Origin of the sequence: Methylobacterium sp. ARG-1, from assembly GCF_001262595.1 — a bacterium.
Lineage (GTDB): Bacteria > Pseudomonadota > Alphaproteobacteria > Rhizobiales > Beijerinckiaceae > Methylobacterium > Methylobacterium brachiatum.
In genome coordinates, this window is the sequence record NZ_LHCD01000025.1 from 1 (window position 1) to 24463 (window position 24463).

General features: G+C 73.0%; 17 protein-coding genes, 1 tRNA gene and 1 rRNA gene. 10 read left to right on the top strand and 9 right to left on the bottom strand.

Annotated features, from left to right (window positions below):
- The first annotated feature begins 88 nt into the window (after window positions 1-88).
- Together rrf and AKJ13_RS20525 are read left to right on the top strand one after the other, a co-directional pair.
- Window positions 89-204, top strand: a 5S ribosomal RNA gene (rrf, locus tag AKJ13_RS20520).
- Between the two features lie 104 nt (window positions 205-308).
- Window positions 309-385: transfer RNA gene (locus tag AKJ13_RS20525), tRNA-Met, on the top strand.
- Window positions 386-457: 72 nt separating this feature from the next.
- Here the strand turns inward: AKJ13_RS20525 and AKJ13_RS20530 are convergent.
- The 3 genes from AKJ13_RS20530 to AKJ13_RS20540 all read right to left on the bottom strand — a co-directional run bounded on the left by AKJ13_RS20530 (window position 458) and on the right by AKJ13_RS20540 (window position 6574).
- A complete protein-coding gene (locus tag AKJ13_RS20530; RefSeq protein ID WP_050735028.1) occupies window positions 458-2512 on the bottom strand; it encodes a PAS domain-containing sensor histidine kinase in 2055 nt (684 codons plus the stop codon).
- Window positions 2509-4014 (bottom strand): ATPase domain-containing protein, encoded by a 1506-nt coding sequence (locus AKJ13_RS20535; RefSeq protein WP_050735029.1) that lies wholly within the window; start codon window positions 4012-4014, stop codon window positions 2509-2511. The genes AKJ13_RS20530 and AKJ13_RS20535 overlap by 4 nt, the downstream gene beginning before the upstream one ends.
- 136 nt (window positions 4015-4150) lie before the next feature.
- Entirely contained in the window at window positions 4151-6574 is a 2424-nt protein-coding gene (locus AKJ13_RS20540) for a PAS domain S-box protein (RefSeq protein WP_050735085.1), read from the bottom strand.
- 347 nt (window positions 6575-6921) lie between these two features.
- On the opposite strand from AKJ13_RS20540, the gene AKJ13_RS20545 reads away from it, so the two are divergent.
- The gene (locus tag AKJ13_RS20545; protein ID WP_050735030.1) at window positions 6922-7650 is read left to right on the top strand and encodes a lysophospholipid acyltransferase family protein; all 729 of its coding nucleotides are present in this window, start codon (window positions 6922-6924) and stop codon (window positions 7648-7650) included.
- Here AKJ13_RS20545 and AKJ13_RS20550 read toward each other — a convergent pair.
- The 5 genes from AKJ13_RS20550 to AKJ13_RS20570 are packed head-to-tail and all read right to left on the bottom strand — an operon-like array spanning window position 7647 to window position 13752.
- Window positions 7647-8705, bottom strand: a complete 1059-nt coding sequence (locus AKJ13_RS20550) for a glycosyltransferase (protein WP_050735031.1) — start codon at window positions 8703-8705, stop codon at window positions 7647-7649. The two genes, AKJ13_RS20545 and AKJ13_RS20550, sit on opposite strands and share 4 nt — an antisense overlap.
- Window positions 8702-9619 (bottom strand): galactosyltransferase-related protein, encoded by a 918-nt coding sequence (locus AKJ13_RS20555; protein ID WP_050735032.1) that lies wholly within the window; start codon window positions 9617-9619, stop codon window positions 8702-8704. Before AKJ13_RS20555 ends, AKJ13_RS20550 begins: the two co-directional genes overlap by 4 nt.
- A 47-nt stretch (window positions 9620-9666) precedes the next feature.
- Window positions 9667-10803, bottom strand: coding sequence for a glycosyltransferase (locus tag AKJ13_RS20560; protein ID WP_050735086.1), 1137 nt, complete (start codon window positions 10801-10803; stop codon window positions 9667-9669).
- 8 nt (window positions 10804-10811) lie between these two features.
- Window positions 10812-11708, bottom strand: coding sequence for a galactosyltransferase-related protein (locus tag AKJ13_RS20565; protein ID WP_200905671.1), 897 nt, complete (start codon window positions 11706-11708; stop codon window positions 10812-10814).
- Entirely contained in the window at window positions 11698-13752 is a 2055-nt protein-coding gene (locus tag AKJ13_RS20570) for an HAD-IIB family hydrolase (RefSeq protein WP_050735087.1), read from the bottom strand. Before AKJ13_RS20570 ends, AKJ13_RS20565 begins: the two co-directional genes overlap by 11 nt.
- A gap of 60 nt (window positions 13753-13812) precedes the next feature.
- Between AKJ13_RS20570 and AKJ13_RS20575 the strand changes: the two genes are divergently transcribed.
- Both AKJ13_RS20575 and AKJ13_RS20580 read left to right on the top strand, forming a co-directional pair.
- Window positions 13813-14853 carry a glycosyltransferase family 4 protein gene (locus AKJ13_RS20575; RefSeq protein ID WP_050735034.1) on the top strand — a complete coding sequence of 347 codons (1041 nt, stop codon included), beginning with the start codon at window positions 13813-13815 and terminating at the stop codon, window positions 14851-14853.
- Window positions 14853-16031 (top strand): glycosyltransferase family 4 protein, encoded by a 1179-nt coding sequence (locus tag AKJ13_RS20580; protein WP_050735035.1) that lies wholly within the window; start codon window positions 14853-14855, stop codon window positions 16029-16031. The genes AKJ13_RS20575 and AKJ13_RS20580 overlap by 1 nt, the downstream gene beginning before the upstream one ends.
- On the opposite strand, the gene AKJ13_RS20585 is transcribed toward AKJ13_RS20580, so the two are convergent.
- On the bottom strand, window positions 16019-16972 hold the full coding sequence (locus AKJ13_RS20585; RefSeq protein ID WP_050735088.1) for a hypothetical protein: 954 nt from the start codon (window positions 16970-16972) through the stop codon (window positions 16019-16021). The two genes, AKJ13_RS20580 and AKJ13_RS20585, sit on opposite strands and share 13 nt — an antisense overlap.
- A 120-nt stretch (window positions 16973-17092) precedes the next feature.
- Between AKJ13_RS20585 and AKJ13_RS20590 the strand changes: the two genes are divergently transcribed.
- The 5 genes from AKJ13_RS20590 (at window position 17093) to AKJ13_RS20610 (ending at window position 24391) form a co-directional block, all read left to right on the top strand.
- A complete protein-coding gene (locus AKJ13_RS20590; protein WP_050735036.1) occupies window positions 17093-17734 on the top strand; it encodes a hypothetical protein in 642 nt (213 codons plus the stop codon).
- A complete protein-coding gene (locus AKJ13_RS20595; protein ID WP_050735037.1) occupies window positions 17731-18375 on the top strand; it encodes a hypothetical protein in 645 nt (214 codons plus the stop codon). Before AKJ13_RS20590 ends, AKJ13_RS20595 begins: the two co-directional genes overlap by 4 nt.
- Before the next feature lie 206 nt (window positions 18376-18581).
- Window positions 18582-21281, top strand: a complete 2700-nt coding sequence (locus AKJ13_RS20600) for a hypothetical protein (RefSeq protein WP_050735038.1) — start codon at window positions 18582-18584, stop codon at window positions 21279-21281.
- A gap of 72 nt (window positions 21282-21353) precedes the next feature.
- Window positions 21354-23078, top strand: coding sequence for a type I secretion system permease/ATPase (locus AKJ13_RS20605; protein WP_050735039.1), 1725 nt, complete (start codon window positions 21354-21356; stop codon window positions 23076-23078).
- Window positions 23075-24391: an HlyD family type I secretion periplasmic adaptor subunit gene (locus AKJ13_RS20610; RefSeq protein WP_050735040.1), complete on the top strand. Its 1317-nt coding sequence runs from the start codon at window positions 23075-23077 to the stop codon at window positions 24389-24391. Before AKJ13_RS20605 ends, AKJ13_RS20610 begins: the two co-directional genes overlap by 4 nt.
- The last annotated feature ends 72 nt before the right edge of the window (window positions 24392-24463 follow it).

A 24463-nucleotide genomic window follows, 5' to 3' on the forward strand; every position in this document is an offset into this window, starting at 1 on the left:
AGCGTATCCGCTGCATGCTTGCCGAACAAAACACCTGACGTCGCAGCACCCTGCGCCGCCAAGTGCCAAAAGAATTGCGTTGCGCCGGTCTGGTGGCTTGAGCGGCGTGCCCAGAACCCGATCCCATCTCGAACTCGGCCGTTAAACACGCCAGCGCCCATGGTACTGTGTCTCAAGGCACGGGAGAGTCGGTCGCCGCCAGACCCGCACAACGCAAATCAACATACCCTCGATCACGATCAGCGCGACGGCCCCGGAGCCCGCCCCCACAGGCGATCAGCCAGCCCGGACCAGCCGCACAACCTTGGCGCGGGGTGGAGCAGCCCGGTAGCTCGTCAGGCTCATAACCTGAAGGTCACAGGTTCAAATCCTGTCCCCGCAACCAAATACTTCTCGACGATACCATCCATCAAAAACCCGGTTCGCTAACGCGAGCCGGGTTTTTCGTGCTCGGGGCTCAGCGGCTCTCGCCGCCGAGCACGAGGCGCAGGGAGCGGGCGAGCTCGTCGCGGCGGTAGGGCTTGTTCAGGACCGGCAATTCGCCGTGGCCGATCATTTGGCCCTCGTCGAGATTGGCGACGTAGCCCGAGGTGAGCAGCACCTTGATCCCGGGGCGCACCCGCTGGGCCTCGGCGGCGAGCTGCGAGCCGTTCATGCCGCCGGGCATGACCACGTCCGAGAACAGGATGTCGATCCGCTCCACGTCCCGGAGATGTGCCAGCGCCTCAGCGGCGTTGCGGGCGACGATCACCCGGTAGCGCAGCTCCTCCAGGCTCTCCACGGCCATGCCGAGCACCTGCTCGTCATCCTCGACCAGCAGCACGGTCTCGCCCTCGCCGGCGCGGCGCAGCGGGATGGTGCGCAGGGCGCCAGCCCCGGTCTCCTCGCCGGCCGGGTCGGTGGAGCGGGGGAAATACAGGTTCACGGTGGTGCCGGCCCCGACCTCGGAGGCGATGTCGACGAAGCCGTTGGCGCTACGGGTGAAGCCGTAGACCTGGCTCAACCCGAGCCCCGTCCCCTTGCCGACCTCCTTGGTGGTAAAGAACGGCTCGAACACCCGCTGGAGCTTGTCGGGCGGGATGCCGGCGCCGGTATCGGTCACCGAGACCAGCACGTAGGGGCCGGGCGCCACGCCCTTCTCGGCCACCGCGCCGGTGCCGAGATGGACGTTGCGGCTCGTCACCGCGATCCGGGTATGGCCCGGCCGGCCCTCCATGGCGTCGCGGGCGTTGACGATCAGGTTCAGCACCGCGGCCTCGAACTGGGCCGGATCGATCCGGATCGGATCGAGAGCCGGGTCGAGGTCGAAGGCGAGCTCGACCGCGCCGCCGGCGGCGCGCTCCGCCAGGGGCTTGAAGTCGAGGAGCAGGCGATTGGGATTGAGCGTCTGGGGCCGCAGCATCTGGCGGCGCGAGAAGGCGAGGAGCTGCTGGGTCAGCTGCTCGCCGCGCCGGGCCGCGCCCATGGCGGCCTCCGCGAGACGCTTCACCCGGTCGACCTGCTCCGGCCGCCGCAGCACCATGTCGAGGCCACCGACGATGACGGTGAGCAGGTTGTTGAAGTCGTGGGCGACGCCGCCGGTGAGCTGCCCGATCGCCTCCATCTTCTGGGCCTGGCGCAGGGCCTCCTCGGTGACGTGCTGGTCGGTGCGGTCCATCAGGATGCCGGCCATCCGGGTCGCGTTGCCGGCCTCGTCGTACTTGACCTGACCCCGCAGGGCGATCCAGCGCACCGCCCCGTCAGCCCGGCGGATGCGGCATTCAAGGTCGAGCCGGCCAGTCTGGACGACGCTCGCGAAGGCCCGGTCGACACCCGCGCGATCCTCGTCGACGACATGGGCCAGGAAGGTCTCCCGGCTCCAGAACGCTTGTGGCGTGTCGTAGCCGAACACCGCGTCGAAGCGGGGCGAGCGCCGAGACGCGCCGGTGCCGTAATCGAGATCCCAGGATCCCATCCCGGCGGCGTCAAGGGCGAAGGCGAGGGTCTCGCGGGCGGTCTCGACCTCCTGGGTCCGCTCGGAGACGCGCCGCTCCAGCCCCTCGTTGGCGAGGCGGAGCTGTTCCCGGTCGCGCTCGCGCTCCTGCAGGCGCTCGCGCGCCTGGTACTGGCGGCGGCGCGCCCGCAGGGCGGCGGCCGTGGCGCTGACCAGCGTCTCGGCGTTGATCGGGCGCTCCAGCAGGACGACGTTGCCGAGCTTGGCCAGCAGCTGCGACGCCTGCCGGGAGCGGTGCCCGTGCTGGCGGGTCGCCAGCACGATGAAGGGGAAGTCCGACCAGGCGGGCTGCGCCTCGAGCCAGGCGAACAGGGCCGTCGGCTCCCCGCCCCCGAGCGCCTCCTCGGTGACCAGGGCGGCCCCGGCCCCGGCCCGGAGGGCGTCCAGCCAGCCGTCCAGGTCTGGGCAGATGACAGCCTGCGTGCCGGCCCGGGCCAGCACCTGCTCGGCCACCGCAGCGTCGCGCCCCCGCGGCGCCAGGATCAGGACGCGCGCCTCCTCCGGCGCTGAAACCGTCACCGCTCGCCGCCGGCGACGTCGCCGGTCAGCATCGCCTTTGCGCCGCGGTAGGAGGGCAGGCCGGTCAGCACACCCTCGAAATCGGTCAGGGCTTCGCCGACCTGGATCCCCTGGGCCGCCAGCTTCATCTCGCGGATGGTGTGCTCATGCGCGTTGACCCGGCTCTTCACCACGGACAACGCGGTGCGGACCTCGCCCTTGGCCTCGAAGAACCGGAACAGCAGGATCGCGTCGCTGAGATAGCTGAGGTCGATATCGGTGCGGACCTCGCCGATCACCCCGTGCTGCCCCAGGACCAGCAGCGTCGTGACGCCCTGCTGGTTCAGGTAGCTCAGCATCTCGTGCATCTGCAGAATGAGGAACTCCTCGCCCGGCATCGCGTGCAGGTAGGCGTTCAGGCTGTCGAGCCCGACGAAGCTGCAGCCGCGCGCCTGCACGGCCTGCCGGAGCATGCTGGAGAATTCCCCGGGCGAGAGCTCGGCCGGGTCGATCTGCGTGATCGTCAGGCGCCCGCTCTCGAGATGCGGGGACAAATCCATGCCCAGGATGGCGGCCCGGCTGAGCAGGGTCGCGAGGCCCTCGTCGAACAGGTAGTAGGTCGCCGCCTCGCCGCGCTCCAGGGCAGCCAGCATGCAGCGGATCGCCATGGTCGTCTTGCCGACACCCGATGGGCCCAGCAGCAGGGTGTTGGTGCCGGGCACCAATCCGCCGCCGAGCAGCAGGTCGAGCGTATCCGTGCCGGTGGAGCGCGCCTGGGGGTCGAAGGCGGTGTGATGCTCGGCGGCGATCAGGCGCGGGAAGACCCGGATGCCCCCGGTCTCCAGCGAGAAATCGTGGTAGCCGCCCCGGTACTTGATGCCGCGCATCTTGACGATGCGCAGCCGGCGCCGCTCGGATCCGAACTCGCGCAGCGCCTGCTCCAGCGAGATCACCCCGTGGGCGATGCTGTGGAGCTGCAGGTCGCCGGTCTCCGAGGTGCGGTCATCGAGCATCAGCACGGTGCAGGCGCGCTTGGCGAAGAACTGCTTGAGCGCCAGGATCTGCCGGCGGTAGCGCAGCGGGTTCTGGGCGAGCAGGCGCAGCTCCGAGAGCGAATCGAACACGACCCGCTCGGGCTTCAGCGCCTCGACCCGGGCGATCACCTCGCGGACGGTCTCGCCGAGCTCGATCTCGGACGGGTGGAGGATCGATTGCTCGCTGTCGGGATCGAGCCCCATCTCGTTGACGAGCTCGTAGACCTCGATGTCGTCCAGCGACCAGCCATGGGTCGCGGCGGACGACCGGAGTTCCTGGCTCGTCTCGGACAGGGTGACGTAGAGCGTCGCCTCGCCCCTTGCCGCGCCTTCGCGCAGGAACTGGAGCGCCAGGGTGGTCTTGCCGGCGCCGGGCGTGCCCTCCAGCAGGTAGAGCCGGCTCGGCGTCAGCCCGCCGCACAGGATGTCGTCCAGGCCGGGAACACCCGTCGAGATCCGCGGCGCCGGGGCCGTGTCGGTATCGGTCATCGGCTTGCCCTACGCTCCCCCGCGGTCCCACGCGTCCCCGGTGCCGCGCGCACGGTAGCGACCGTGCCCCGCCTTGTCAGTGCCGCCGGCGCCGCAGGCGTGAGGCGCCCGTGCGCCGCAGGACGGCGCGCGGACCTCATCCCTCGATCATGTCCCGGATGCGCGCGGCCAGGGCCTCGATCACGAAGGGCTTGGTGAGCACCTGCATGCCGTCATCCAGGTAGCCGTTGCCCACCGCGGCGTTCTCGGCATAGCCGGTAATGAACAACACCTTGAGCCCCGGACGGGTTTCGCGGGCGGCATCGGCAACCTGCCGGCCGTTCATCCCGCCGGGCAGGCCGACATCGGTGATCAGCAGGTCGATCCGCACGTCCGATTGCAGGACCTTCAGCCCGGACGGGCCATCGGCGGCTTCGATCGCCGTGTAGCCGAGATCCTCCAGGATCTCGGTCACCAGCATGCGCACGGACGGCTCGTCGTCGATGACCAGCACCGTCTCGCCCTGCTCGGCCCGGGGCGCCGCCGCGGGGTCCGGCAGCGCCACCCCGGCGGAGATGTCGCCGTGGAAGCGGGGCAGGTAGAGGCACACGGTCGTCCCCCGTCCGACCTCGGAATAGATCCGCACCTGGCCGCCCGATTGCCGGGCGAAGCCGTAGATCATCGACAGGCCGAGCCCGGTGCCCTGGCCGATGGGCTTGGTGGTGAAGAACGGATCGAAGGCCTTGGCGATCACCTCCGGAGGCATGCCGGTGCCGGTATCGCTGACGCAGAGCGACAGGTACTGGCCATGCGGCAGGTCGCGCTCCCGGGCGGCGCGGTCGTCGAGCCAGCGGTTGGCGGTCTCGATGGTGATGCGCCCGCCCTCCGGCATGGCGTCGCGGGCGTTGATGCACAGGTTCAGGAGCCCGTTCTCGAGCTGGCCGGGATCGACCAGCGCGGGCCAGAGACCGACCGAGCCGACCACCTCGATATGGATCGACGGGCCGACGGTCCGGCGAACCAGCTCCTCCATGCCGTGGACAAGGGCGTTCACGTCGGTGGGCTTGGGGTCGAGGGTCTGGCGGCGCGAGAAGGCGAGCAGGCGGTGGGTCAGCGCCGCCGCCCGCTTGGCCGCGCCCTGGGCGGCGGTCATGTAGCGGTCGAGGTCGGTCATCCGGCCCTGGCTCATGCGCGTCTGGAGGAGTTCCAGGCTGCCCGAGATGCCGGTGAGCAGGTTGTTGAAGTCGTGGGCGATGCCGCCGGTCAATTGCCCGACCGCCTCCATCTTCTGCGATTGCCGCAGGGCCTCCTCGACCTTCTCGCGCCGGGCGGCCTCCTCCTCGACGCGCCGCTCCAGGGTGGCGTTGAACGCCTCCAGGGCGGCCTTGGCGCGCAGCTCCTCCTCGATGTTGCGGGCCTCGATGACGGTGCCGATCGGCTCGCCGCGCTCGTTCCGGATCGGGCTCGCGGTGAAGCCGACCGGGTAGAAGGAGCCGTCCTTGTGGACGAAGACCTCCTCGCCCTGCTCGCGCTCGTTCTCCGGGAAGGCCTGGTCGATCGGGCATTCGCAGAGCGGGTAGGGCGATCCGTCCGGCCGCGTGTGGTGGACGACGTCGTGCAGGGCGCGGCCCTCGGTCTCCTCCAGGGCGAAGCCGGTGAGGGTCTCGGCGGCGCGGTTCATGTAGCTGCAGTGCTGGCGCTCATCCATCAGGAAGATCGCCTGCGAGGTGTTGTTGAGGATCGCGTCGAGCCGGCGCGTGGTCTCGACCAGGCGCTCCTCGGCGGCCTTGCGGTCGTGGATGTCGGTGACCGAGCCGATATAGCCGCGGAAGCCGCCATCCTCGCCGCGGCGGGGCTGGGCCGCGTCGATGAACCAGCGATAGCGGCCGTCGGCGCCGCGCAGGCGGTACTCGACCTGGAACGGCCCGTGCCGGGCATTGGCGTCCAGGAACGTCTGGGCCGACGAATCCCGGTCGTCCGGGTGGACCGCGTCGAGCCAGCCGAGGCCGAGGCTCTCCGCCTCGGTCTGGCCGGTATACGCGTACCAGCGGCGGTTGAGGTAGGTGCAGCCCCCGTCGGCGCCGGTCACCCACATCATCACCGGGGCATGGTCGGCCATGTTGCGGAACCGCGCCTCGCTCTCCCGAAGCGCGGTCTCGGCCCGCATCCGCGCGGTCGTCTCCGTGCAGGTGCAGAACAGGCCGACGATCGCGCCGGCCTCGTCCCGGAGCGGCGCGTAGGAGAAGGTGAACCAGGCCTCCTCGGGATAGCCGTGGCGGTTCATGACCAGCGGCAGGTTCTCGACCCAGCTCGCCGTGCCGGACATCGCCGCCGCGACCAGGGGCGCGATGTCCGGCCAGATCTCCGCCCAGACCTCCGGGAAGCGCGCGCCCATCGCGGCCGGGTGCTTGCTGCCGAGCACGTCCGTGTAGGCGTCGTTGTAGAGGAACCTCAGTTCCGGCCCGGCGGCCACGAACATCGGGAAGCCGGTGCCCTGCATCAGGCTGACGGCGGCACGCAGCCACTGAGGCCAGCCTTCGGGCGGGCCGAGGGGCGAGGACGACCAGTCGAACGCCCGCATGAGCGCGCCGGTCGCGCCGCCCGCGATGGAAACCGGCCCGGTCGCCCGATGGTCCGACAGAGCGCCCCCGTCATCCGCACGCCCCGTCACCCTGTCCAACCTGGTCTCCTTCGCGCCCGCGCCCGCTCGCCGGACCTTCCGATAACGCAGCAGGGCGGCGGCTGTTCTCAAGGTCGGGGCAGGCCGTTACGGGGCCCGGCCGGTGTCACCCCCGCGCCGACCCGCACAAACACCGCCGCGGACGGCGGCTGCGGCTCTCGCGCCGTTCTGAATTGCCGTGCACCCCGATCCGCGAGGCGCTATGCCGGGGATCCGCCCCGTTCCGGGGCCCGACGTGAATCCCGATCTTGACGCAGACCCGCTCCCTCCTGTTCGTCGCCTACTGGACCGCCTGGACGGCCCTGTTCCTGGTGCCGCTCGTCGTCCTGGCGCTCGCCGGGGCGCCGGCCCGGCCGGTCCGCACGGCGGCGCGGCTCTGGGCGCGCGGGGTCCTGGCCGGCCTGCACCGCATCGTCGGGCTGCGCTACGTCGAGGAGGGGCGCGAGCACATTCCGAACGAGCCCTGCCTGCTCGTGGCCAACCACCAATCGACCTGGGAGACGCTGGCCTTCCTGGTGCTGGTCCCCGACGTGGCGATCGTGGCCAAACGCGAATTGCTCGCGATTCCGGTGGTCGGCTGGTTCCTGCGGCGCTCGCCGATGATCGTGATCGACCGCGCCAACGGCACCCAGGCCCTGCGGGCGATCATCGAGGGCAGCCAGGCGGCGGTGGCGGCGGGGCGCTCGGTGCTGATCTTCCCGGAGGGCACACGGGGCCGGGCCGGGGATCCGCTGCAATTCAAGCGCGGCGTCGAGCTGCTCTACGGCCGGCTGCGCCTGCCGGTTGTGCCGGTGGCGGTTAATTCGGGCCTGTTCTGGCCCCGCGGCGCGGCCACCCGGGCCGGCACCATCGTGGTGAGCTACCTCGCGGCCCTCGCCCCCGGCCTGCCGGCGGCGGAGTTCCTGCGCGGCACCGAGGGCGCGATCGACCGGGAGCTCGACCGCTGGCGCCCGGCCGACGCGCAGGGCCGGCCCTAGAGCCCGGCCCGGGCCTGCCGGTACAAAGCCTCGCAGGCATCGAGCCAGCGGTCGCGGCTGAACAGGCGCCGGACCCGATCCCGCGGCACCGGGCGCGGGATCGCGAGCGCCGTGCCGATCGCCCCGGCCAGGGCGGCCGCGTCCCCGGGCTCCACGAGGCATCCGGCCTCGCCGACCACCTCCCGGGCGGCGCCGTTGGCGAGGCCCACCACCGGCAGGCCGCAGGCCATCGCCTCGATCGCCACCAGCCCGAACGGCTCGTCCCAGCACGGGGTGAACAGGAACACCGAGGCGCGGCCGATCTCGGCGGCGAGCGCCCGGCCGTCGAGATGGCCGCCGTAGCGGATCGGGCCGCCGAGTTCCGGGGCGATCCGCTCCGCCCAGTAATCCGGCTCCTCGATCGGGCCGTACAGGCTCAGCGCGATGCCGGCGCGTTTTGCCGCCGCGATGGCGCAATGCGCGCCCTTGATCGCCGCCAGCCGCCCGAACCAGGCGGCGCTGCCGTCGCCCCGGTCCCGGAACGGCCAGGCGGCGGGATCGACGCCGTTATGGAGCACCGCCGCCTCCGGCGGGGCGCCCTCCGGCCACCAGGCCTGCAGCTGCGCCCGGGAGGTCACGGTGATCCGGTGGCCGGGCGCGGGGCTGTCGTGCACGAAGCCGCGCAGGGCGTCGTAGGGTGGCACGTGCAGGGAGGTGACGGTGGGGACCCGCGCGGTCCGCCGGCGCTCCAGGGGCAGCCGGCTCAGGCTGTTGTTGTGCAGCACGTCGAACCCGCCCGCCGCGATCCGGTCGCAGGCGGCGGCGTAGCCGTCATCGACGTAGGCCCGCAGCCCCGGATCGCCGCGATGCTCCAGGCCCGGGAAGCGGCGCTCGTGATGCTCCGGCACCACGGCGTCGATCGCGAAGCGCGGATCGCTGTCGCCGGCGGCGAACAGCACGACGTCGTGGCCGCGGGCCATCAGTCCCTCGGCGAGGTGCCAGCTATGGGCCTCCATGCCCCCCGTGAAGGGCGGCGCGACCGGGTGGCGGATATGGGCGAGGAGCGCGATCCTCACGCGGTCGCCGCCGCGCCGACCCGGGATTCCAGATACCGGATGACGGAGGCGGAGTTGGTGTAGGGCTGGTGGCTCTGCTGCCCGGTCAGCGCGAGGTCGTCGGCGTCGGGCCGGCGCAGGATCCGGATCGGCTGGTCGGGGGTGTCGTCGATCAGCCCCATGACCCGGAACGCGTAGAGCCAGTGGCCCATGGTCCGGTAGCCCCATTTGGCCTCGAACAGCTCGGCGTTGCGTACGACGCTGTCGAGGTGGTGGATCGGCGGCATGTGGTGCGGGTGGTACTGGTGATAGGCCAGCGCGCCCTTGATCCAGGCGATCGGGGTGCCGCTCTGGTCGAGGATCTTGCCGAAATCGGTGTCCTCGCCGCCATAGCCGGTATAGCGCTCGTCGAAGCCGCCGAGCGCCAGGAAGGTGTCCCGCCGGATCGCGAAGTTGAGCGACCAGAAGCACCGGTAATCGTTGCACACTTCGATGCCGGAGGCCGGAGGCCCGCGGCGGTCGGAATGCCGCTCCGCGCTCGCCGCGAGGTCGGCGTAGCGCCAGGCGCCCGCGGTGGCGTGCTCGGGCAGGTGCAGCACCTCGCCCATCAGCAGGCCGTCGAGCTCGGCGAGCCCGCGCGCATAGTCGGCGACGAGGTCGGGGGCCGGGATGCAGTCGACGTCCAGGAAGACGATGCCCGCGCCGGTGGCGGCGTCCACGCCGCGGTTGCGCGCGGCCGCCAGCGGCAGCTCGCGGCCGGGAACCCGGATCTGGCGGACCGGAAACGACGTCTCGGGCAGGTCGTAGGGCTCGTCCTGCATGACCGCGACGATGAACTCGGCGGGGGCCTGCGTCTGGCGCTCCAGGCCGCGCAGCACGTTGCGCAGATGCGCCGGCCGGCCCTTGGCCAGGGTCACGACGGAAACGGTGGACATGCGACGGTCGGGCTCCGGCTGGTGGCTGACGGGGTAGGGGCGGGCGATCAACCGGCCGCGACGACGCGCAGCAGGCCGGGCTCCGCGGCGCTCTGCCAGAGCTCGTCGGTCAGGCCTTCGAGCCAGCCGGCGGCGCGCCGGGCGGCGTCCGGGGCATAGAGGCCGCGCAGCTCGGCGCCGTCGAGCGTCCGGGCGCGGGCCAGGAGGTCGCGCCAGCCCTGGAGATCGCCGGGCCAGACGGGGGCCTGGACGGCGGCGCCGAGGCGGACCAGGGCTTCGGCCTTGCGGGTCTGCTCGGCGAAGTAGCGCCATTCCGGCATCACGATCAGGCGGCCGCCGACCCGGGCGACCTCGTGGACCGTGTTGTCGCCCGCCGAGGCGATCACGATGTCGGCGGCCGCGAGGTAGTCGGTCACGGAGGGCACCCAGCCCAGCTCGCGCAGGTTGGCGAAATCGGTCTCGTGGCCCTCCCGGTGGGTCGGCCCGAGCGTGAGCCACAGGGCGTCGGGCTCGGCGCGCGCCGCCACGGTGAGCGGCGCGTAGGGGGTGCCGCTGCCGCCGCCGCCGGTCACCGCGACGATGATCTCGCGCTGCGGGTCGAGGCCGAGCTTGGCCCGCGCTTCGGCCCGGTCGAGGACGCGGTCGAGGCTGGTGCACAGGCCGCCGCTGTAGAAGGTCTTGGCGCGCAGGGAGGCGGGATAGTCGGCCTGTTCCAGCCGGGCGTCGAAGGGCGCCAGCATCCCGACGCAGGCCTCGTAGGCGCCGACATGGCCGATATCGGAGCGGTCGCCGTGCATCCGGATCTGCACCGCCGGCACGCTGGCGATCCGGGCGAGCAGCGCGATCTCGGCCGAGACGTCGACCACGAACAGACCGACCTCGCGCGCGTCGAGATGATCGAGGATGGTCCGCATGGTCCGGCGCATCGGAGCGAGCCCCAGGGGCACGCAATGCATCACCTGCGGGGTCGGCTCGGCGTAGAGGCGCGGGGTCGGCACGGCGGCGCCGATCATGTCGGGCAGGGGTACGATCTCGATGTCGCGCGCGAAGCCGTCGAACAGGTGCGGGCCGGCGGTCAGCACCGAGACCGGACGGTCGCGGGCGAACTCGGCGGCCACCGCCATGGTGCGGTTGGCGTGGCCCCGGCCCTGGTGGTGGACGAAGAACGCGATCGGCTTCTTCATGGTCTGCTTCACGAGAACAGGGCGCCGGGCCGCCGCGACGCGGCGATCTCCGGGGCGGTCGGCGGGCGGATCAGGCGGATCGCCGGGGCGGCGTCGTCCCACTCGATCAGCCCGGCGGCGCGGAACTGGTCGAGCCAGTAGGTCATGCACCAGCGCCCGTGGCGGGCGCGGAAGCGGGCGGCGTTGGCCAGGATCGGCGCGAAATGCTGCAGCGGCGGGACGTGGACCGGATGGTGCTGGTGGTAGGCCCGGGCGCCCGCGACCCAGTCGGTCGGCAGCCCGGTGGCGGCGAGGCGGGCGGCGAAATCTGTCTCCTCACCGCCATAGCCGGTAAAGCCCTCGTCCATGCCGCCGACCGCGCGCCAGGCCCGGGCGGGCAGGGCGAAGGATAGGCCCCAGAGCTGGCCCGGATCGGGCTCCCGGCGCAGGCCCGTCTCCGGCACCGGCGGCCGGGCCGGGTGCGGGCGGCCGAGGCGGTCGAGGGCCGCGTCGTCGAGAGCGAGAGCGTCCAGAGCCGGGCCGGCCTCCGGCGGCAGGTACAGGACCTCGCCGAGGAGCAGGCCCTCGGCGCCCGCCGCCGCGTAGGCGCCGACGAGGCCGGAGGCCGGGATGCAATCCACGTCGAGGAAGATCAGCAGGTCGCCGGCGGCGGCCTCGGCGGCGCGGTTGCGCGCGGCCGCCAGCGGCATCGGCTCGCCCGGGACATGGACATGGCGCACCGGGCAGCCGGGATCGGGCAGGTCCGCGGCCGGCTCGGGCTGCATCCAGGCGATCACCAGCTCGCCGGGGCGCGCGCTCTGGCGGGCGAGGCCGTGCATCAGGTTGCGCAGGCTCGCCGCCCGGCCGCGCACCAGGGTGAGCACGCTCGTCGAGGGCGCCTCAGTGGGCCGAATGTCAGGAAGCATGGGCCAGCATCCGGCGGAAATGCGCCACGCCCTCGATGATGCCCCGGGCATGCGAGGCCCGGGCGACGTAGGAGTGCTGCAGCGCCGCGTTGCTGGCGAGGTCGTCGGAATAGTTCGCCACGATGATCGCCTGCACCCGGGCGCGCAGCATCTCGACGTCGTTGCCGGAATCCCCGGCCACGAACACCGCCCGCTCCGGCAGGCCGTAGAGGGCGCGGACATGGTCCACCGCGGTGCCTTTCGAGGCCTCGGCCGGCAGGACGTCGAGGTAGCGGTCGTGGCTGTGGATCACCCGGGCGGCGAGGCCGGCCTCGGCGAGATGCGCGCCGACCCGGTGGGCGGCGGCGGCCCCGCCGAAATAGCTCAGCTTGTACGGGCGCTGCTCGAGCGGGCCCTGGGGCAGGAGGCCGTCGATGCCGGCCAGCGCCGCGCGCACCGCCGCCCGGTCCCAGCCCGCCGCAATGGTCTCGCGCCAGGCGGCGTCGGCCGTGTAGGTCACGCCGTTGGCGTCGAGATGGTAGATCTCGGAGCCGACCGAGGTAATCATCACCTGCGGCCGCGGGCTCATCTGCTGCTCCAGCACCGCCATGGCGCTGTGGAACGAGCGGCCGGTCGCGACCCCGAAGGCTAGGCCCGTCTGCTGGCTGCGCCAGCGCCGGAAGATGCCGAGCGCCGCCTCGCAGCCGACCAGGGTGTTGTCGATATCGCAGACCAGGAGCTGCCAGGGCGTCCGCAGGGGCGGCTCGGGGGCGAGCAGCGCGCGCAGCAGGGCGTGGTAGCGCGCGGCGTGCCGGTCCCAATCATAGGCCGCCGCGGCCCGGCCCCCGCCCGCCACGTAGCGGGCGCGCAGGGCAGGATCGGCCAGGATGCGCAAGCAGGCCTGGGCGATCGCCGCGGGGTCGCGGGGATCGACGAGCAGCCCGTTGCCGCAGGTCTCGACGATGTCGTTGGGGCCGCCGCTGTCGGTGGCGACGAGTGGCAGGCCGGCCGCCGAGGCTTCCAGCAGGGTCAGGCCGAACGGCTCGTTCAGCGCCGGATTGACGAAGAGGCCGCCGCGCTCCCGGGCATAGGCGTAGATCGCCGGTGCGTCGTCGGGCCGGTGCGTCTTCGGATAGGCCACCGACCCGTAGAGGTCGTAGCGGTCGATCAGCACCAGGAGGTCGCGCATCGTGGCGGCCATGTCGCCGTCGAGGGCGTCGATGTCGCCGCGGGTGCCGGCCACGATCACCAGGTTGGCCCGGGCCCGCAGCTCCGGGTTCTCGCCATAGGCCTGGACCAGGGCCGCGAGGTTCTTGCGCGCCACAGGCCGGGCCATCGCCAGAAGCGGCGGCTTGGCGGGATCGTGCAGGAACCGGTCGATCAGGGCGTCGACCCGGGGATGGGGCCGGGCGGCAGCGAAGCGCGCGAGATCGCTGCCCGGCTGCACGACGCGGACGCGGCCGGGATTGTAGGATTCGTAGCCCGCATACTGGACCTCGGCCTCGTCCCGGGAGGAGGCGATGACCAGGGTGGCCTGAGCAAGCGCCGCCTCCTCGGTGGCGATCCGGCGGGCAAGATCGGGCGCGCCGGCGGCGTCCCCGCCGAGCATCGTGGCCTTGACCCGGCCGAGCGAATGCGCGGTGAACACGAACGGGATCCCGAGCCGCGCCTCGACGATCGCCGCCACCGCGGCGGCATCGGCGTAATGGGCGTGGATCAGGTCGGGCGCGCGCGCCTGGGCGCCGATCCAGGCGACGAGGTTGTCGGCGAAGCTCGCGACCTCTTCGTGCATCGCCTCCTTGGACAGGTAGCCCGGCGCCGCGCTCGGGAGCCGCACCAGCCTGACCTTGTCGGAGATGCGCTCTTCGGGCACGGCGTAATCCGGGCCGGGCGGCCCCTGGAACAGGCGCGTGGCCACCACGATCTCGGCGACGCCGAAATCCTGCGCCGAGGCGGCGACGAGATCCAGCAGGTAGCGGATATGGCCGCCGGTATCAGCGGTGAGGCCGTAGACGACATCGCGGCCGCGCAGGCAGCCCTGCAGGGCGATGTGCAGGACGAACATCAGGCGCTTGCTGACGCTGTCGGCCGCTTCCACGAATTTAACCTATGTGAAGAGAGCGCCGTGATCCGTGTTGCCCAGGTCGCACCGAACATTTTTCCCGTTCCCCCAAACCATCACGGCGGCACCGAGCGGGTCGTGCACGATCTCAGCACGGCGCTACGAAGCTTGGGCGTGGACGTAACGCTATTCGCGCCCTCGGACAGTGCGACAGACTTGCCGCGCGTCGGCGATTACCCGAGTCTCGCGGCTCTCGAACAGCGTCACGGCCGGGTCGCGCCCGGGGTTCCGGCGGCGCTCGAGGCCCTGCAGCTGGAGGCTTTGCGGCGGCGGCTGCCCGATTTCGACATCGTGCATTGCCACGGCGAGTTCGCCCATGCGGCGCTGCTCGGTGCGGCCCGAGCGTGCAGCCTGACCACGGTGCATTGGCGGGTGGACGAACTCGACCGCGCGCTGTTCTTCGCCGGCTTCCCCGATTTGCCGGTGGCGGCGATCTCGGCGGCCCAGGCCACCGGCATCCCGGCGGCCAACCGGGCCGGGATCGTGCATCACGGCATTGCTCGGGACCGCTACGCCTTCCAGGCCGCGCCGGAGGCCCATGTCGCCTTCGTCGGGCGCCTGACCGACCAGAAGCGCCCGGACACCGCGATCCGCGTCGCCCGGGCGGCCGGGATGCCGATCCGGCTGGGCGGCACGATCGATGTCGGCAACCCGGACTATTTTGACCGGCAGGTGCGCCCGCTGCTCGGGCCCGACGCGACCTATCTCGGGCCGGTCGACGACATTCAGAAGGGGGACCTCCTGGGCAGCGCCCGGGCGCTGCTGTTCCCGATCGACTGGCCCGAGCCGTTCGGGCTGGTGATGATCGAGGCGATGGCCTGTGGGACGCCCGTGATCGCCTGGGATCGCGGGTCCGTCCCGGAGATCGTCGAGGACGGCGTGACCGGGTTCGTCGTCGCGACCGAGGCCGAGGCGATCGCGGCTCTTCGCAGGATCGGCACGCTCGACCGCGCGCGCATTCGGCGGCGTTTCGAAGAGCGCTTCACCGCCGAGCGCATGGCGCGCGACTACCTCGCGCTCTACCGCCGCCTCCTCGGCCGCTGATGCGCACCGCCCTCGTCGCCTGGGATTACCCGCCGGCCCCCAGCGGGTTGTCGACGGCGGCCCGCGAGATCGCCGAGAGCCTGGCCGGGGTGGGGGCGGACGTGACGGTCTTCACCCTGGACCGGACCGGCCGGGAGCGGGTCGGGGGCGTCACCGTGGTCGGCCTGGCCCTGCCGCCGGAGGGCCGGCTGGCGCGGCTGCGCCTCTGGGGGGCAATCGGCCATCTGGCGGCGCCGGTCGCCGTCCGGCGGGCGGTCCTGGCCGAGCATGCCCGGGCGCCGTTCGCCGTGGTCGAGGCGACGAACTGGTACGCCCCGGCTTTGCTGCTCGCCGGCCGCCGGGATCTGCCTCTGGTGACCCGCAGCTCGACCCCCGCCGCCTTCACCCGCGACCGCATGCCGGGCCTGCGCGACCGCCTCGACGGCGCCGCCGCCGACCGCCTGGAGCGCCGGCAGGCGCAAGGCAGCGCCGGGCTGATCGCCAACACGCAGGCGCATGCGGAGGTGATCGCCCGGGCCTACGGGCTGGCGGGCCGGCGGCCGGAGGCGGTGATCGGCCTGAGCCTGCCGCCGGAGATCGCGGCCGCCGCCCGGGCGGCGCCTTACCCGGACGGGGCGGGACCGGTGCGCCTGCTGTTCGTCGGCCGGGCCGAGGCGCGCAAGGGCTTCGACGCCCTGCTCGACGCCGTTGCGATCCTGGCCGGGGAGCAGGCGCGGGGGGCGCTGCCGCCCTTCGCGCTCGACCTCGTCGGGGTACCCCCGGGCGACCTGCCGGCCGAGCTGTCCGAGGCCGCCCGGAGCCGCATCCGGGCCCGCGGCCGGATCGACGCGCGGGGCCTGGCCGAGGCCTATGCGGGCGCGCAGGTCGTGCTGGCGCCCTCGCGCTACGAGAGCTTCGGCCTCGTCTACCAGGAGGCCCTGGCCTATGGCCGTCCGGTGGTGGCCTGCGCCGAGGATGCGAGCGCCCGGGCCTTCGTCGGGGTCCCGGGGGCGGGGCCGCTGGCGCGGGCGGCGACCGGCTCGGACCTCGCCGAGGCGCTGCGCCCGCTCCTGCGCGATCCCGCCCTGCGCTCGGCCTACCGGGCCCGGGCCCTGGAGGCCGCCGGCCGGTTCGACCGGGCGAGCCTCGGGCACGAGACACTCGCCCTCTACCGCCGGGCGATCGCTCAGGCGCGATAGGGCCGCAGCAGCGCGTCTCGTTCCTCGACCCGCCCGCGCCCCGGATCCAGCGCCTCGTAACGCTGCGAGCGCGCCCGGACATGGGCGCCGGAGAGCGCGTGGTCGATCGCCCCGTGGAGCGCGATGAAGCTCTGCGTCCAGCCGCCGGGCAGCGCCGGCCGCTCGTGCACCCGGCCGGCATAGCGGGTTGCCGTGCGGTTCAGCCGGTACTGCACGTCCGGGTAGACATCCGACAGGATGCCGTCGACGCGGTTGCGCCGGGGCAGCCCGACCGAGACGACGTCGCCGGCCTCGGCGAGCGCCGCGAGAGCCGGGAGGAGCAGGCCGGTCGCGGGATCGAGGCTCTCGTCGGCGTCGAGCTGCAGCATCCAGGGGCTGCGGGCGAGATCCTGCAGGGCGTTGCGCTGGGCGGCGAAGTCGCCGGCCAGCGGCCGGGCCGCCACCCGCACGGCGCCGGGGGAAAACCCCGGAACCGCCACGGCCCGGGCCGGGGCAGGGGCCGCGTCGAGCAGGATCGCGACATCCGCGGCCCAGGCGGCCTGCGCCGGCAGGGCCGCCAGAACGGAATCCCGCTCGGCCGGGCGGCAGATCAGCCCGAGCGAAACCGGGCGCCGCTCGGCGCCGTCGAGGTCGTACAGGGCGCCTTCCGCGGCACGCGCGCTGTGGGGCTTCAGCAGGGCGGCGCGATCCACCGGGCCGAGGGGGCGGATGCCGCGGCCGAGCCGGGTCGCGGCGCTGCGCAGGGTGTAGAGGTCGAGGCCGTAACCCGCCTCCGGGTCGGGGACGAAGACCGGCGCGGCGAGCCGCCCGGCGAGATCCCGCCAGCATCGGTCTGGGTCCGCCTCCGGCGCGATCAGGACCCCGCAGGAGCCGCAGGCGATCCGGAACAGGCGCCGGCATCCGCCCGGGAAGTCGAGGTTCCGGGTGCTCGGCGCCAGCATGTCGGCGGCGCAGACGAAGCAGCGGCGCGGGCGCGTCACCGGGCGCTCCGGTTTGTCGCGGCGCCCTGGTGGCGCGAAGCCGGCGCCATACCTCGGCTGTTCCTCACGCCCCTATCGCCCATGCCCACCGCCATCGATCCCTCAAGTGCGGCGCCCGCAGACCCGCGCGCGTCCCTCGCCATCGTCGGCAACGCGCCCGGGATCGGCCCGGCGGCGCGCGCGATCGACGCGGCCGCCCAGGTCGTGCGCTTCAACAACGCCCCCGGCTTCGGCGGGCGCACCGGATCGCGCGTCACGCATCTCGCCCTGGTCAATCGCGGCGGGCAGATGCGCGAATGGCTGGCGGACCCGGGATTCCTGGACCGTCCGGTGGTGCGGCAGGCCGAGGCGTTCATCCTGCCGTTCCCAATGCTGCCCGCGGAGGCGAACGCGCCCGAGCCGATCTGCTGGACCCGCGAGGCCTTGGCGCTGCTGCGCCCCCTCGGCAAGCCGGTCCATCTCCTGCCCGAGGCCCTGCACGCGGAGGCGCGGCGCCGCCTCGCGCCCGGCACGGAGGGATGCCCCAACCCGAGCACCGGCTTCCTGGTCAGCCTCGCGCTCCTGCGCGACCGCCCCGCGGTATCCGGCCCGGTCGACATCCACGGCTTCGGCTTCGCGGGCTGGCCCGGCCATCCCTGGGCGGCCGAGCGGGCCTGGTTCGCCGAGGCCGCGGCGGCCGGGCGCCTGCGCCTGCACCCACCCGACGCCAAGGACGCGCCATGACCACGCTGATCACCGTCCTGAGGAGGCGGGGCCGCTACGACGCGACCTGGGTCGAGCGCCTCGCCCGGGGGGCGCGCCGCCACGCGCCGGCCTTCGACCGGATCCTGTGCCTGACCGACCTGCCGCTGGCCGTGGCCGGGGTCGAGCGGGTGCCGCTGCGGCACGGCTGGCCGGCCTGGTGGGCCAAGATGGAGGCGTTCCGCCCGGGGCTGGCGGAGGGCACGACCCTGCTGTGCGACCTCGACACCGTCTTTACCGGCCCGGCCGACGCCCTGGCCGAGCCCGGCCTCGCCGCCATGGAGGATTACTTCCACCGCGGGCGGCTCTCCAGCGCCCTGCTGCGCTGGAACGGGGACGCGCTCGCCAGCCTCTACGCGCGCTTCGCGGCCGAGCCCGAGCGCTGGATGGCGGCCGGTTCCTGCGGCCCGGTCCCGAACGCCGTGCACGGGGACCAGGTCGTGATCGATCACCTGCTCCGCCGGGACGGCCTGCGCCCGGCCTTCGTCCAGCAGCTCTATCCGGACCTGCTCGACTTCTACGACCCGCGCCGCGCCGAGCACGGCCCGGTGGTGATCTTCATCGGCGACGCCAAGCCGGACACGGCCGCCGGGCCCGTCCACGCGGCCTGGGCCGGGGCCTAGCCGACGCGGCGCGCGGCGGGTCTTGGTCCCGATCCGAAGCATCCGTCACCGGATGATACCAGACCCTCGAAACGGGCCTGGCCGAGACTGACCTTTGCCAGCAGAGCCACCGGCCGGACCGGGATAAACCTCCGTATTCAGTACCGACAGCCGAATTTGCAACCCAGAGTTGCAGAGATGGTTACTGGGTGAACCCGGAGGTGCTCATGTCGCTCTCGTCCACCGCAATCCTCAGCCCGGCGTCCCGTTCGCTCGCGTGGCTCGTCGGCCCCGAAGCGCTCCTGTCCACGACCGCCCTCTCCACCGGCCAGCTCGCGAGCCTCGGCCCGATCGCGTCGATCATCGAGGGCACCGTCGATGTCGGCTCTACGGATGCGAGCGGATCGGCCCTGCCCGACGCGGTCAGCGCCCCGGCGAACCAGGTGGTGCTCGACACCCACGCGCAACTGGAGGGGCTCGGCCACGCGGTCGCGCCGCTCAACGGACCGCTGCACGGGCTGACCAATGTCGGCGAGACCGTGGGCCTCGGCCATATCGGCGAGGCCGGCAACCTGATCACCGACCTGACCGGTGCCGTCGCCGACCCGGCCGGCGCCGGCGCGATCCCGTCGCTGCTGAGCGATGCCGGCGCCGTTACCGTGGCTGCCGGCACCCTGCTGGAATCGGTCACCGCCGTGCCGGCGAGCGGCAACGGCCTGGTCGGGGCCGGAGGGATCCTCAGCCCGGCGACCGGCATCCTCAACCAGGCCGTCCTCGACCTGCACACGACCCTGGAGGATGCCGGCCATCAGGTGTCGGTGCTCAACGCGCCGGTCCACGCGGTCACGGCGCTCGGCGAGACGATCGGCCTCGGCTATCTGGGCCAGAGCGGCAACCTCCTGACCGACACCCTGGCGCTGCCCGGATCGCTCCTGACCGGCGGCGGCCTCGCCTCGGCCAGCCCCGTCCTGTCCGATCTCGGCCACGTCCTCGGCTCGGCCGACACCCTGGTCGGGTCGGTCACCGGCGCCGCCAGCGCCGGGGGCCTGCTGTCCTCGGACGGGCTGCTGGCGCCGGTCACCAACCTGGCGAACACGGCCGTCCTCGATCTCCACGCGACCCTGGAGAATGTCGGGCACGGGGTGCCGCTCCTCAACGACGCGCTCCACGGCCTGACCAATCTCGGCGAGACGCTCGGCCTCGGCTATCTGGGGCAGGGCGGCAATCTCCTGACCGACGTCGCGGCCCTGCCCGGCGAACTGCTGGGCGGCCAGGGCCTCGGGGCGCTGTCGCCGATCCTCAACGATGTCGGCGCCGTGACCCACGCCGCCGGCGGCCTGCTCGGTGGCGTCACCGGCCTCCTCGGCGGGCTCGGCGGGCTCGGCGGCGATGCCGGAGCGCCGGGCGGCACCCTGCTCGCCCCGGTCACCGCCGCGGTGGACGGGTTGCTGGGCGGACATGGCGGTGATGGCGCCTTGCCCCTCGACGGCGTGCTGGGCGGTGTCACCGGTCTCCTCGGTGGGTCCGGAGCCCCGGCCGGCGGCCTGCTCGCCCCGGTCACGTCGACGGTGGACGGCCTGCTCGGCGGCCACGGCGCGACGCCCCTCGACGGGCTGCTCGGTGGCCTCACCGGCGGCCAGGCTGGCGGCAGCGGCGCCCTGCTCGGGGCGAATGCGCCGCTGCAGCCCGTGGCTGGCCTCGCCAACGGCGTGATCGACGGCATCCACGGGGTGCTGGAGCAGGTGGGCCACGACGTGGCGATCCTGAACGAGCCGCTCCATGCCGTGATCAACCTCGGCACCGCCGTCGGCCTGGGCGAACTCGGCGAGTCGAGCAACCTCGTGACCGACATGGTCAACCTGCCCGGCGCGGTGCTGACCGGCAATGGGCTTCCGGCGCTCGGGCAGGTGGTCGGCGATGTCGGGCAGGTCGCGGATGCGGCCGGCGGCGTGCTGGGGTCCGTGACCGGCATCCTGTCGAGTGCCGCCGGCGGCCAGGGCGGCGGGAGCCCGCTCGACGGATTGCTCGGCGGCCTCACCGGCGGCCAGGCTGGCGGCACCGGCGCCCTGCTCGGGGCGAATGCGCCGCTGCAGCCCGTCGCCGGCCTCGCCAACGGCGTGATCGACGGCATCCACGGGGCGCTGGAGCAGGTGGGCCACGACGTGCCGGTTCTGAACGATCCGCTCCACGCCGTGATCAACCTCGGCACCGCCGTCGGCCTGGGCGAACTCGGCGAGTCGAGCAACCTCGTGACCGACGTGGTCAACCTGCCGGGCGCGGTTCTGACCGGCAACGCAGGCCCGGCGATCGGGCAGGTGGTCGGCGATGTCGGGCAGGTCGCGGATGCGGCCGGCGGCGTGCTGGGGTCGGTGACCGGGGCCCTCTCGGGCGCCGCCACCGGCGGCACCCCGCTCGACGGCGTGCTCGGGACCGCGACCTCGGCCCTGGGCGGGTCCGGAACCGGCGGGGGCGGCAACACGGTCGGCGGCCTGCTGGGCGGCCTGACCGGCGGCGGCTCGGGCGATGCCGGGACCCATCCGCTGATCGACGTGGCCGCGGGCCCGACCAGCACGACGCCCCTGGCCAACGCCGCCGTGCTCACCCCAGCGGCGGATCCGTCCCACACCGTCCAGGCGAGCGCCATCGCGGTGGGCGCCGACCAGCCGAGCCTGGCCACCGCCAGCCTGCTCACCGGCGACAGCATCCTGCTGCCGCAGGGCGGCGGTGGCGGCGCGGATTCCCTGGTCGGTCAGATCCTGAGCCCGGCCTCGGCGGCGCCGGCCGGAGGCGGGGATGCGGGCGGCTCCCACGGGGCGAGCCTCGATCTCGGGATCGTCACGATCGACCTCGGCAGCCACGCCGACATCCACCACACCGATCCGACCCCACACTCGGCCACGGGCGGCCTGCACCTGCTCGGCCTGTGACGACCGAAGCCCCCGCCGCCCACGCGGCGGGGGTTCTTCTGTGAGCGTGCCGAGCCGCCGGGGGGAAGTCCTGTGACCGACGAACGCGTGTTGCGTGCTGCCAAGCGGCGGGAATTCTGGGCCGCGATCCGGGCCGGGCGCACCGCCCTGATCACCGTGATGATCGTCAGCGGCCTGATCAACCTGCTGATGCTGACTGCCCCGATCTTCATGCTCCAGGTCTATGACCGGGTCCTGCCGAGCCGGAGCATCGCCACCCTGGTCGGGCTCGCCGGCATCGCCCTGATGCTGTTCGTGATCCAGAGCGTGTTCGAGGTGTTCCGCGCCCGGATCCTGTCGCGGTTCGGCCGCCTCGTGGACGAGCGCCTCGGCCCGCGGATCTTCCGGACCCTGCTGGCGCGCGGCTCCGAGACGCCCCGTGGCGACGACGGCCCCCAGGCCCTGCGCGACCTCGACACCGTGCGGGGCTTCGTGTCGAGCCTGGCGCTCACCGCCTTCTTCGACCTGCCCTGGGTGCCGCTCTATATCGCGGTCTGCTTCCTGTTCCATCCCTGGCTCGGGGCCGCGATCGCGGGGGGCGCCCTGTTCCTGTGCGTGCTGACGGTCCTGACCGACTGGGCCTCCGCCGAGACCACCCGGGAGAGCGTGCGGGTCGCCGGCGAGCGCCGCGCCTTCACCGACATGGCGCACCGGACGGCGCCGCTGCTCTGCGCGCTGGGGATGCGCGCGCGGGTGGCCGACCTCTGGCAGGTCCGGACCCGCAAGAACCTCGACGTCGCCACCTCCGGCAACGACCTCGCCATCGGCTTCGGCGCGGTGGCGCGGCTCCTGCGCACGGTGCTGCAATCCGGGATCCTGGGGCTCGGCGCCTACCTGGTGGTGCGCGAGGAGGCCACCGCCGGGGTGATGCTGGCCGCCACGATCCTGTCGGCCCGGGCGCTGGCCCCGGTGGATCTCGCCATCGCCAACTGGAAGTCGTTCTCGGCCGCCCGGCAGGCCTGGAGCCGGCTCGTGGCGTTCCTGCCCGGGCGGGAGCCGGAGGCCCTGACGCCCCTGCCGGCGCCCCGGGAGAGCGTGCGCGTGACCGCCCTGTCGATCGCCGCCCCCGGGACCGACAGCCTGATCCTGCACGACGTCAACGTCGCCCTCGCCCCCGGCAGCGCGCTCGGGGTGATCGGGGCCAGCGGCTCGGGCAAATCCACCTTCGCCCGGGCGCTCGTCGGCCTGGCCCGGCCGGTCCGCGGGGTGATCCGCCTCGACGGCGCGGCGATCGACCAGTGGGACCCCGACGCCCTCGGCCGCGCCATCGGCTACCTGCCGCAGGACATCGAGATGTTCGACGGCACCATCGCGGAGAACATCACCCGATTCGACCCGGCCCCCGACCCGGAGGCCCTGCAATCGGCCGCCAAGGCGGCGGGGGTCCACGAGGTCGTGCTGCGCCTGCCCGGCGGCTACGACGCCCGGGTCGGCGCCGGCGGGCTCGGCCTGTCGGGCGGCCAGCGCCAGCGGATCGCGCTCGCGCGAGCGCTCTACGGCGACCCGTTCCTGGTGGTGCTCGACGAGCCCAATTCCAACCTCGACGTCGACGGCGACCGCGCCCTGTCGGCGGCCGTTCAGGGCGTGCGCGCCCGGGGCGGCATCGTGGTGGTGATCGCCCACCGGCCGAGCGCGCTGGCCGCGGTCGATCGCATCCTGGTCCTGGGCGAGGGCCGCGTGCGGCTGCACGGGCCCCGCGACGAAGTCCTGGCGCAGCTCGGCGCCCTGACCCGGCAGACACCCACGAGGGTCGCATGACGCGCAACCAGGTCACAGACGACCCGACCCGCGAGACCCGGCGCTCGCTCCGGCGGCACGTGGTCGGCGTCGCCGCGGTGATCGTGCTGGCCACCGGCACCGGCGCCTGGACCGCCGCCACCGAGCTGTCCGGGGCGATCATCGCCACCGGCTCCCTGGTGGTCGAGAGCAACATCAAGAAGGTCCAGCACCCGACCGGCGGCGTGGTCGCCGAATTGCCGATCCAGGAGGGCGCCCGCGTCCAGGCCGGCGACCTGCTGGTCCGGCTCGACGCCACCACCACCCGGGCCACCTACGACAGCGTCACCAAGAGCCTGTGGGAGATCGCCGCCCGCAACGCCCGGCTGGAGGCCGAGCGCGACGGCCGCGATGAGCCCGCCTTCCCAGCCGAGCTCGCCGGGGCCGGCCCCGACGTCGCCCGGATCGTCGACGGCGAGCGCAAGCTGTTCCGCTTCCGCCGCGACGCGCTCCAGGGCCAGAAGGCGCAGCTGCGCGAGCGGATCGGCCAGCTGCGCGAGGAGATCAAGGGCCTGGTCGAGCAGGCCGCCGCCAAGGAGCAGGAGACCGCGATCATCGGCCGGGAATACGAGGGCGTCGAGGATCTCTGGAAGAAGAACCTGATCCAGCTGACCCGGCTCACCAGCCTGCAGCGGGACATGTCCCGGCTCAAGGGCGAGCGCGGGGTCCTGGTGGCCAACATCGCCCAGGCCAAGGGCAAGGTCTCAGAGACCGAGCTGCAGATCATCCAGCTCGAGCAGAACCTGCGCAGCGACGTCGCCAAGGAGCTGGCCGAGAACCGCGCCAAGGCCGCGACCCTGACCGAGCAGCGGATCGCCGCCTTCGACCAGCTGCAGCGGATCGAGATCCGCGCGCCGCAGACCGGCTACGTCCACGAGCTCGCCGTCCATACCCGCGGGGGCGTGATCGCCCCGGGGGAGCCGATCATGCTGATCGTCCCGAACGCCGATTCCCTGGTGGCCGAGGTCCGGGTCGCCCCCCAGGACATCGACCGGCTGCAGACCGGCCAGGCCGCCGGCCTGCGCTTCCCGAGCTTCGACCAGCGGACCACGCCGGAGCTCAACGGCCGCGTCACCCGGATCGCCGCCGACGTCAGCGAGGACAAGCGGACCGGCAGCTTCTACTACCTGGTGCGCCTGGGGGTGACCAAGGACGAGCTGAGCCGCCTCGACGGCGCCAAGCTGATGCCCGGCATGCCCGTGGAGGCCTTCATCCGGACCGCCGACCGGACGGTGCTGTCCTACCTCACCAAGCCCCTGGTCGATCAGGCGCGCCGGGCGTTTCGCGAGAAGTAGGGCCGTCCAGGGACGTTCGGCAGGACTTTTGCAACTCCTGATTGTATACAGGGATTGTTCCTGCAGAATTCG

Bases quoted from the DNA above. Each gene is read 5' to 3' on its own strand.
- AKJ13_RS20590 (WP_050735036.1), top strand. From the start codon at position 17,093: ATGCCCACCGCCATCGATCCCTCAAGTGCGGCGCCCGCAGACCCGCGC.
- AKJ13_RS20560 (WP_050735086.1), bottom strand. From the start codon at position 10,803: ATGAAGAAGCCGATCGCGTTCTTCGTCCACCACCAGGGCCGGGGCCAC.
- AKJ13_RS20600 (WP_050735038.1), top strand. From the start codon at position 18,582: ATGTCGCTCTCGTCCACCGCAATCCTCAGCCCGGCGTCCCGTTCGCTC.
- AKJ13_RS20595 (WP_050735037.1), top strand. From the start codon at position 17,731: ATGACCACGCTGATCACCGTCCTGAGGAGGCGGGGCCGCTACGACGCG.
- AKJ13_RS20535 (WP_050735029.1), bottom strand. From the start codon at position 4,014: ATGACCGATACCGACACGGCCCCGGCGCCGCGGATCTCGACGGGTGTT.
- AKJ13_RS20580 (WP_050735035.1), top strand. From the start codon at position 14,853: ATGCGCACCGCCCTCGTCGCCTGGGATTACCCGCCGGCCCCCAGCGGG.
- AKJ13_RS20565 (WP_200905671.1), bottom strand. From the start codon at position 11,708: ATGCTTCCTGACATTCGGCCCACTGAGGCGCCCTCGACGAGCGTGCTC.
- AKJ13_RS20555 (WP_050735032.1), bottom strand. From the start codon at position 9,619: ATGTCCACCGTTTCCGTCGTGACCCTGGCCAAGGGCCGGCCGGCGCAT.
- AKJ13_RS20570 (WP_050735087.1), bottom strand. From the start codon at position 13,752: ATGTTCGTCCTGCACATCGCCCTGCAGGGCTGCCTGCGCGGCCGCGAT.
- AKJ13_RS20540 (WP_050735085.1), bottom strand. From the start codon at position 6,574: ATGCGGGCGTTCGACTGGTCGTCCTCGCCCCTCGGCCCGCCCGAAGGC.
- AKJ13_RS20585 (WP_050735088.1), bottom strand. From the start codon at position 16,972: ATGCTGGCGCCGAGCACCCGGAACCTCGACTTCCCGGGCGGATGCCGG.
- AKJ13_RS20610 (WP_050735040.1), top strand. From the start codon at position 23,075: ATGACGCGCAACCAGGTCACAGACGACCCGACCCGCGAGACCCGGCGC.